This is a genomic window from Pseudomonas sp. N40(2020), assembly GCF_014472415.1.
Lineage (GTDB): Bacteria > Pseudomonadota > Gammaproteobacteria > Pseudomonadales > Pseudomonadaceae > Aquipseudomonas.
On record NZ_JACSZV010000047.1, the window covers coordinates 38,366 to 47,304 of the forward strand.

Sequence of the window (8,939 nt, forward strand, 5' to 3'; positions counted from 1 at the left end):
ACTTAAGTGGTGCGTTTTAACCTGATTTCGAAGAATTTGTAGGGATTAGCTGTAGGAATAGACCGGTACAGCAGTACAGTTTTTGGCAGGCCTGGGGTTTTTAGAATCCCACTGACGCAAGCTGTGTTTGCGCCAGTGGAATATCTGTGCGAATTACACCTTCAGCATGCGCCCGGTTTCTTCCAGGTTGATATGCCAGCTCAACGCTTCGCGCAGGATGTGCGGGGTGTGACCGCCGATTGCACAGGCTGCAGTGAAGTAATCATTCAACGCCTGGCGATAATCAGGGTGCACACAATTGTCGATGATCACCCGCGCACGCTCCCGAGGTGCCAGGCCGCGCAGATCTGCCAGACCCACTTCGGTCACCAAAATGTCGACGTCATGCTCGGTGTGGTCAACGTGGCTGACCATCGGCACCACGCTGGAAATCGCGCCACCCTTGGCAATCGACTTGGTCACGAACACCGCCAGATGCGCGTTGCGCGCGAAGTCGCCGGAGCCGCCGATGCCGTTCATCATCCGTGTGCCGCAGACGTGGGTGGAGTTGACGTTGCCGTAGATGTCGAACTCCAGCGCCGTGTTGATCCCGATGATGCCCAAGCGCCGCACCACTTCCGGATGGTTGGAAATCTCCTGCGGACGCAGCACCAGCTTGTCCTTGTACTTCTCCAGATTGCCGAACACGTCGCTGTTGCGACGTTCCGACAAGGTGATCGAACTGCCCGAGGCGAAGCTCAGCTTGCCGGCGTCGATCAGGTCGAACGTCGAATCCTGCAGTACTTCGGAGTACATGGTCAGGTCTTCGAACGGCGAGTCGATCAGGCCGCACATCACCGCGTTGGCGATGTTGCCGATCCCGGCCTGCAACGGGCCGAGTTTGTTGGTCATGCGCCCGGCGTCGACTTCCTGCTTGAAGAAGGTGATCAGGTGATCGGCGATGGCGTTGGTGTCGACATCCGGCGACGACACGGTCGAAGGCGAATCCGCTTGCTGGGTGATGACAATGGCGACGATCTTCTCCGGCGGAATCGGGATCGCGGTGCTGCCGATGCGGTCGTCGACTTTTACCAGCGGGATCGGCGTGCGCGTCGGACGATAGGTCGGGATATAGATGTCATGCAGGCCTTCGAGGTTGGCGTTGTGCGCCAGGTTGATCTCGACGATCACCTGCTTGGCGAAAATCGCGAAGCTCGCCGAGTTGCCCACGGAGGTGGTCGGCACGATGTGGCCCTGTTCGGTGATGGCCACGGCTTCAATCACGGCGATGTCCGGCAGCTTCAGTTGCTGGTTGCGCAGTTGCTCGACGGTTTCCGAAAGGTGCTGGTCAATGAACATGACTTGGCCGGCGTTGATCGCCTTGCGCAAGGTGCTATCGACCTGGAACGGCATACGGCGCGACAGGACGCCTGCCTCGGTCAGTTGCTTGTCGAGGTCGTTGCCCAGACTCGCGCCAGTCATCAGGCTGATTTTCAGCGGCGTGACCTTGGCTCGCTCAGCCAGTGCATGAGGGACGGCTTTGGCTTCGCCGGCGCGGGTGAAGCCGCTCATGCCGACGGTCATGCCATCTTCGATCAGTGCGGCGGCGTCGGCGGCGCTCATCACTTTATCCAACAACGAAGGCAGGCGAATACGGTCACGGTACATGGATTATTTTCTCGGGTAGCGAGTAGCAGGATGCGCAGTCTAGTGAATTTGACGGGCGCCTGTCCCGCTACCAAGGTCGCAAAAGAGGCGTCTATTTAGCGGCTTTCAAGTAAAACATCGTTACCGGATCTGCAACAACGCGGCATATTGTCCGACGCTTTGCGCAAACAAAAACGCCCCGACAAGTCGGGGCGTTCGATGTTGCAGTGCAGAGTTACTCGACCGCTTTGACCATGTCTTCGATGACTTTTTTCGCGTCGCCGAAAACCATCATGGTCTTGTCAAGATAGAACAGTTCGTTGTCCAGACCGGCATAGCCGCTGGCCATCGAGCGCTTGTTGACGATGATGGTCTTGGCCTTGAATGCTTCGAGAATCGGCATGCCGGCAATCGGCGACTTCGGATCGTTCTTCGCGGCCGGGTTGACCACGTCGTTCGCGCCGAGCACCAGCACCACGTCTGCCTGACCGAACTCGGAGTTGATGTCTTCCATCTCGAACACTTGGTCGTAAGGCACTTCGGCCTCGGCGAGCAGGACGTTCATGTGCCCAGGCATCCGCCCGGCCACTGGGTGGATCGCGTACTTCACGGTCACGCCACGGTGAGTCAGCTTCTCGGTCAACTCTTTCAGTGCGTGCTGCGCGCGCGCCACCGCCAGACCGTAGCCTGGCACGATGATCACGGTGTCGGCGTTGGTCAGCAGGAAGGTTGCGTCATCAGCCGAACCGGACTTCACCGGACGCGCTTCTTTCGCGCCGGCCGGGCCAGCGTCCACCGTATTGCCGAAACCGCCGAGCAGTACATTAAAGAAGGAGCGGTTCATCGCCTTGCACATGATGTACGAGAGGATCGCACCGCTCGAGCCCACCAGCGAACCGGCGATGATCAGCATCGAGTTGTTCAGCGAGAAGCCGATACCCGCCGCCGCCCAGCCGGAATAGCTGTTGAGCATCGATACCACCACCGGCATGTCGGCGCCGCCGATAGGGATGATGATCAGCACGCCCATCACGAACGCCAGCGCCAGCATCAGCGCGAACGCGGTGAGGTTGCCGGTGAACATGAAGGTCAAGCCGAGAGCCAGCGTGGCTAGGCCCAGTACCGCGTTCAGCTTGTGCTGACCGGCGAACTGTACCGGTGCACCTTGAAACAGCCGGAACTTGTACTTGCCCGACAGCTTGCCGAAAGCGATCACCGAACCGGAGAAGGTTATTGCACCAATCGCCGCGCCCAAGAACAGCTCCAGACGGTTGCCCGCTGGAATAGCGTCGCCCAGCTGTTTGACGATGCCCAGCGATTGCGGCTCGACCACCGCCGCAATGGCGATGAACACAGCCGCAAGGCCGATCATGCTGTGCATGAAGGCGACCAGTTCCGGCATCTTGGTCATTTCAACGCGCTTGGCCATGATCGAGCCGGCAGTGCCGCCGATCAGCAGGCCGACGATCACATAACCGATACCTGCAGTCGCCAGCTCAGCGCCGAGCTTATAAATGAGGCCGACGGTGGTGAGGATGGCCAGCGCCATGCCGAGCATGCCGAACAGGTTGCCGCGCCGCGAAGTGGTCGGGTGCGACAGGCCTTTGAGGGCCTGGATAAAGCAGATCGACGCGATCAGGTAGAGCGTCGTGACGAGATTCATGCTCATTACTTCGGCGCCTCTTCTTTTACTTTCGGGGCTTTCTTCTTGAACATCTCAAGCATGCGGCGAGTGACCAGGAAGCCACCGAACACATTGACCGCGGCCAGTGCCACGGCCAGGGTGCCCATGGTTTTGCCCAGCGGCGTGACGGTCAGTGCGGCGGCCAGCATGGCGCCGACAATCACGATCGCGGAAATGGCGTTGGTCACCGCCATCAAAGGCGTGTGCAGCGCAGGCGTAACGTTCCAGACCACGTGATAACCGACATAAATCGCCAGCACGAAGATGATCAGGTTGTAGATACCGGGGGAGATAAGCTCTTCCATCGTCTGAATCCCTGCTTAGGCGTTTTTGCGGATGACTTGGCCGTCGCGGCACATCAGGCACGCGGCGACGATGTCGTCTTCGAGGTTGACGTCGAACTGGCCTTCTTTAGTGAAGACCAACTTCAGGAAGTCCAGCAGGTTGCGCGCGTACAGCGCCGAAGCGTCTGCGGCGACTTCACCGGCGAGATTGGTCGGGCCGCAAATGGTTACGCCATTCTCGATCACCACCTGATCGGCCACGGTCAGCGGGCAGTTGCCGCCCTGCGCGGCGGCGAGATCGATGACCACCGACCCCGGTTTCATCTGCGCCACTGTCTCCGCGCTCAACAGCGTCGGCGCCTTGCGGCCCGGAATCAGTGCAGTGGTGATGACAATGTCGGCCTGCTTGGCGCGTTCATGTACGGCCTGGGCCTGACGCTGCATCCAGCTCGCTGGCATCGGCCGCGCATAGCCGCCGACACCGACCGCGCATTCGCGCTCTTCATCGGTCTCGTAAGGCACGTCGACGAACTTGGCGCCGAGGGATTCGATCTGCTCCTTCACCGCCGGACGCACGTCAGACGCTTCGATCACCGCACCCAGACGTTTCGCCGTGGCAATCGCCTGCAACCCGGCCACACCGGCACCGAGAATCAGCACGCGCGCCGCTTTCACGGTGCCCGCAGCAGTCATCAGCATCGGCATGAAGCGTGGATAGTAGTGAGCGGCCAGCAACACAGCTTTGTAACCGGCAATGTTCGCCTGGGACGACAACACATCGAGACTCTGCGCCCGAGAGGTACGCGGCGCCGCTTCCAGGGCGAACGCGGTAATCCCGCACTCGGCCATTTTGGCGATGGTTTTGTTGTTGAACGGGTTGAGCATGCCAACCAGCACCGTGCCGCGCTTGATCAGCGTCAGTTCGGCGTCGCTTGGGGCGACCACTTTGAGAATCAGCTCGGCGCCAAACGCATCGTTGGCACTGCCAATGGTTGCGCCTGCCGCTTCATAGGCACTGTCGACAACACTGGCTTTAACGCCGGCGCCGGTTTGCACAGTGACCTTATGACCTTGGCTGATCAGCTTTTTAATGGTTTCCGGGGTTGCAGCAACCCTTGTTTCACCGGTCTGGGTTTCGAGAGGAACACCAATGTGCACGTCAAATCTCCTGCGTGATCTTATTGAGTAAACCCAGGCACTGCGGATGGTGCGACTGGGGCGGCCGATCAGCACGATCCCGCCAAATCAGGGCGGGGCGCGGCATTTTGCAGGCGAACTTTATGCCCTTCAAGGGATTATGACGGGTGACGGAAAATTAACTACAAGTCATCCCGTGACCGAATGTCGCAGATAACCGGTTGAATCCCTTGCAGGCCGTGCCTTGTAAGGATTCTGGCTGAATTTGAAAAAATTTCTCATCGGCGACGTGAATAAGCCGTGATGAGTCGCGCGTGAAGGCTCAAAGCCACGTCGGCAGGCGCTTGTGGGACGTCTGTACGACTTTCGGATACAGTCGCTGAATATGCGACAAATACTTATATCTGTAGGGCTTTTGATTTCCTGACTACGGGGTTAGGTATGGCTGTGAGCCTTTATCCCTCTAGGCTGTAGCTCTGCGCTTGATTTACCAACCAGTCGCGAAATGCCTTCAGAGACGCCGATTCGACCTTTCGCTCCGGAATCATCAGGTAATACGCCTTGATGCTGGAGAGTGCCTGCGGGTTGGCAATCACCAGGCGTTTCTCGGCCAATTCGCGCTGGATCAGGAACGGTGGGATCAGCGCGATACCCATGTCGTGCATGGCCGCCTGAGCCAGCATGGAGAATAGCTCGTAGCGCGGGCCTGTCATGTCGCGAGGGATATTCAGGTGTTGCGAGTAGAACCACTGGCGCCAAGCGTAAGGGCGAGTGGTCTGCTGTAGAAGTGGTAGTTCGGCAATCTCATCGGCTGTCAGATGTGTCTTGTTGCCGAGTAGGGCGGGGCTGCACACCGGCATCGGATTTTCGCCCATTAGCCTGTGGGATTCGGTACCGGACCAGTCAGCATCGCCAAAGTAGATCGCCGCGTCGAAGTCGGTATCGGCAAACAGGAACGGGCGAGTGCGGTTGGTAAGGTTGACGGTGACTTCCGGGTGCTTGAGCTGGAAATCCTTGAGCCTTGGCAGCAGCCATTGCGTGCCGAAGGTCGGCACCACCGCCAATTCGATCACATTGGTGCCCTGCTGGCCCATCACTGACAACGTATCGCGCTCTACCGCATCGAGTTGCGTGGCCACCCGGCGGCTGTAGGAAAGTCCTGCTTCGGTCAGCTTCACACCGCGTCGTGAGCGTCGGAACAGTTCCACGCTGAGGAAATCCTCAAGGCTGGCGATCTGTCGGCAAATGGCGCCCTGCGTGAGTGAAAGTTCTTCGGCGGCCTTGGTGAAGCTCTCGTGGCGAGCGGCGGCTTCGAAGCTGATCAGGGCGGTAGTGCTGGGGATCTTCCTGCGCATATACGTCAATCTCACTAATGCGCCGCGTAAAAGGCATTCAGCGACGTTTCGGAGTGAGAAATTAGCACAACAGAATGCGAAATCCTCGTTTGCTGCGACGGCTAACCGCGCCTAGGATCAATGCCACGTTAATTCACCCGATTTGCGAGGACACACTCATGGGCGGTAAAGCTAGCTTCAACTGGATCGATCCCCTGCTGCTGGATCAACAGCTCACCGAGGAAGAGCGCATGATCCGCGACACCGCCGAGCAGTTCGCTCAACAGAGCCTCGCACCGCGTGTCCTCGAAGCCTTCCGCCATGAGAAGACTGATCCGGCGATCTTCCGCGAAATGGGCGAAGTCGGCCTGTTGGGTGCAACCATCCCAGAGCAATACGGTGGCAGCGGTCTCAACTATGTCAGCTACGGCTTGATTGCCCGTGAAGTGGAGCGTGTCGATTCCGGCTATCGTTCGATGATGAGCGTGCAGTCCTCGCTGGTGATGGTGCCAATCAACGAATTCGGCACCGAAGCCCAGAAACAGAAATACCTGCCTAAACTGGCGTCCGGCGAATGGATCGGTTGCTTCGGACTGACCGAGCCTAACCACGGTTCTGACCCGGGAGCGATGATTACTCGCGCACGAAAGGTCGACGGTGGCTACAGCCTGACCGGCGCGAAAATGTGGATCACCAACAGCCCGATCGCTGATGTGTTCGTGGTGTGGGCCAAGGACGATGCCGGCGACATTCGAGGCTTCGTGCTGGAGAAGGGCTGGAAGGGGCTGAGCGCGCCGGCGATTCACGGCAAGGTCGGCCTGCGTGCTTCGATCACCGGTGAGATCGTGATGGACAACGTATTCGTACCGGAAGAAAACATCTTCCCGGACGTGCGCGGTCTGAAAGGTCCATTCACCTGCCTCAACTCCGCGCGTTACGGCATTTCCTGGGGCGCACTGGGTGCTGCTGAGTTCTGCTGGCACACCGCCCGCCAATACACCCTGGATCGCCACCAGTTCGGTCGCCCATTGGCCGCCACTCAGTTGATCCAGAAGAAGCTGGCAGACATGCAGACCGAGATCACTCTGGCGCTGCAAGGCTGCCTGCGTCTGGGTCGCATGAAGGATGAAGGCACGGCTGCCGTGGAAATCACTTCGATCATGAAGCGCAACTCGTGCGGCAAGTCGCTCGATATCGCCCGTATGGCGCGCGACATGTTGGGCGGCAACGGTATCTCCGATGAGTTCGGCGTGGCCCGTCATCTGGTTAACCTGGAGGTGGTGAATACCTATGAAGGGACCCACGACGTTCACGCGTTGATCCTGGGGCGTGCGCAAACCGGTCTGCAGGCGTTCTATTAATAGGAGAGCGACCATGGGCGCGCTGTCGCATCTGCGGGTACTGGATTTATCGCGAGTATTGGCCGGGCCGTGGGCCGGGCAGATCCTCGCCGACCTTGGCGCCGAAGTGATCAAGGTCGAGCGCCCGGGCAATGGTGACGACACGCGCGCCTGGGGGCCGCCGTTCCTTAAAGATGCTTATGGCGAGAACACGTCTGAAGCGGCTTACTACCTGTCGGCCAACCGCAACAAGCAATCGGTGACCATCGACTTCACCCGCCCGGAAGGGCAGAAGCTTGTGCGGGAGCTGGCGGCTAAGTCCGACATCCTGATCGAGAACTTCAAGGTGGGTGGCCTGGCGGCTTATGGATTGGATTATGAATCGCTGAAGGCGATCAATCCGGATCTGATCTATTGCTCGATCACGGGGTTTGGTCAGACCGGGCCTTACGCCAAGCGCGCGGGCTATGACTTCATGATCCAGGGGTTGGGCGGGCTGATGAGTCTGACCGGCCGGCCTGAGGGTGATGAGGGCGCCGGGCCGGTGAAGGTCGGTGTGGCGCTGACGGATATTCTGACCGGTCTCTATTCGGCGGTGGCGATCCTCGCGGCACTGGCTCATCGCGATCACGATGGCGGTGGCCAGCACATTGATATGGCGTTGCTGGATGTGCAGGTCGCGTGTCTGGCTAACCAGGCGATGAACTATCTGACTACGGGCAATGCGCCCAAGCGTCTTGGTAACGCACATCCCAACATCGTGCCTTATCAGGATTTTCCGACGGCTGATGGTGATTTCATTCTGACCGTGGGTAATGACGGGCAATTCCGCAAGTTCGCTGAAGTGGCGGGGCAGCCACAGTGGGCTGATGATCCGCGTTTCACTACTAATAAGCTGAGGGTGGCGAACCGGGCGGTGTTGATTCCCCTCATCCGCCAGGCGACGGTGTTCAAGACCACAGCTGAATGGGTGGCCCAGTTGGAGCAGGCTGGTGTGCCGTGTGGACCGATCAATGATCTGTCCCAGGTGTTCGAGGATCCGCAAGTGAAGGCGCGTGGGTTGGCGATTGAGTTGCCGCATGCGTTGGCGGGGATGGTGCCTCAGGTGGCCAGCCCTATTCGGCTGTCTGAGACGCCGGTCGAGTATCACCGGGCGCCTCCTTTATTGGGCGAGCACACGCTGGAGGTTTTGCAGCGGGTACTGGGCTTGGGCGCGGGTGCGGTTGCCGCGTTGAAGGAGGGAGGAGTGGTCTGACGATTCCTTCTATATAGAAGGAATGGCGTTTGCTTCCTATATAGAGAAGAATTTGGGTGTTTTTTAACCGATCTGCAAGTGATTGAAAGAAAAGCGAAATTAGTGGTTGACGGCAGATTCTGGAAGTCTATAATTCGCCCCACTTCCGGCGTAGTCGAAACGGAAAACTCCTTGAGATTCAATGAGTTATACGGTTTTCGATAGCGGGTTGCTTCAGTTCATCGAAGCCTGGAAGGAGTTGAAAGAGCGGTGCTGTTTGGCTCTTTTAACGGTTCGATC

At 58.7% G+C, this 8,939-nt stretch carries 7 protein-coding genes; 2 read left to right on the forward strand and 5 right to left on the reverse strand.

Translation table 11 applies throughout. From position 1 onward, the window contains the following. Window positions 1-153: 153 nt before the first annotated feature. From IAI51_RS24160 to IAI51_RS24180, 5 genes are all read right to left on the reverse strand, one after another. Entirely contained in the window at window positions 154-1,647 is a 1,494-nt protein-coding gene (locus IAI51_RS24160; protein ID WP_187680756.1) for an acetyl-CoA hydrolase/transferase family protein, read from the reverse strand. 214 nt (window positions 1,648-1,861) lie between these two features. Then, window positions 1,862-3,295 carry an NAD(P)(+) transhydrogenase (Re/Si-specific) subunit beta gene (locus IAI51_RS24165; RefSeq protein WP_187680757.1) on the reverse strand — a complete coding sequence of 478 codons (1,434 nt, stop codon included), beginning with the start codon at window positions 3,293-3,295 and terminating at the stop codon, window positions 1,862-1,864. After that, window positions 3,295-3,615 (reverse strand): NAD(P) transhydrogenase subunit alpha, encoded by a 321-nt coding sequence (locus IAI51_RS24170; RefSeq protein ID WP_003187417.1) that lies wholly within the window; start codon window positions 3,613-3,615, stop codon window positions 3,295-3,297. The genes IAI51_RS24165 and IAI51_RS24170 overlap by 1 nt, the downstream gene beginning before the upstream one ends. Window positions 3,616-3,630: 15 nt before the next feature. Next, entirely contained in the window at window positions 3,631-4,752 is a 1,122-nt protein-coding gene (locus tag IAI51_RS24175; RefSeq protein ID WP_187680758.1) for a Re/Si-specific NAD(P)(+) transhydrogenase subunit alpha, read from the reverse strand. 434 nt (window positions 4,753-5,186) lie between these two features. Next, entirely contained in the window at window positions 5,187-6,086 is a 900-nt protein-coding gene (locus IAI51_RS24180) for a LysR family transcriptional regulator (protein WP_187680759.1), read from the reverse strand. Between the two features lie 158 nt (window positions 6,087-6,244). Here IAI51_RS24180 and IAI51_RS24185 point away from each other — a divergent pair, with 158 nt between their 5' ends. Together IAI51_RS24185 and IAI51_RS24190 are read left to right on the forward strand one after the other, a co-directional pair. Beyond that, window positions 6,245-7,426, forward strand: a complete 1,182-nt coding sequence (locus IAI51_RS24185) for an acyl-CoA dehydrogenase (RefSeq protein WP_095190295.1) — start codon at window positions 6,245-6,247, stop codon at window positions 7,424-7,426. Window positions 7,427-7,439: 13 nt separating this feature from the next. Continuing rightward, complete coding sequence (locus IAI51_RS24190) at window positions 7,440-8,660, forward strand: CaiB/BaiF CoA transferase family protein (RefSeq protein WP_187680760.1); 1,221 nt, start codon at window positions 7,440-7,442, stop codon at window positions 8,658-8,660. The last annotated feature ends 279 nt before the right edge of the window (window positions 8,661-8,939 follow it).

What these genes read in the sequence shown, in the direction of transcription:
- IAI51_RS24160 (WP_187680756.1), bottom strand. Translation starts at nt 1,647, where the DNA reads ATGTACCGTGACCGTATTCGCCTGCCTTCGTTGTTGGATAAAGTGATG.
- IAI51_RS24165 (WP_187680757.1), bottom strand. Translation starts at nt 3,295, where the DNA reads ATGAGCATGAATCTCGTCACGACGCTCTACCTGATCGCGTCGATCTGC.
- IAI51_RS24170 (WP_003187417.1), bottom strand. Translation starts at nt 3,615, where the DNA reads ATGGAAGAGCTTATCTCCCCCGGTATCTACAACCTGATCATCTTCGTG.
- IAI51_RS24180 (WP_187680759.1), bottom strand. Translation starts at nt 6,086, where the DNA reads ATGCGCAGGAAGATCCCCAGCACTACCGCCCTGATCAGCTTCGAAGCC.
- IAI51_RS24185 (WP_095190295.1), top strand. Translation starts at nt 6,245, where the DNA reads ATGGGCGGTAAAGCTAGCTTCAACTGGATCGATCCCCTGCTGCTGGAT.
- IAI51_RS24190 (WP_187680760.1), top strand. Translation starts at nt 7,440, where the DNA reads ATGGGCGCGCTGTCGCATCTGCGGGTACTGGATTTATCGCGAGTATTG.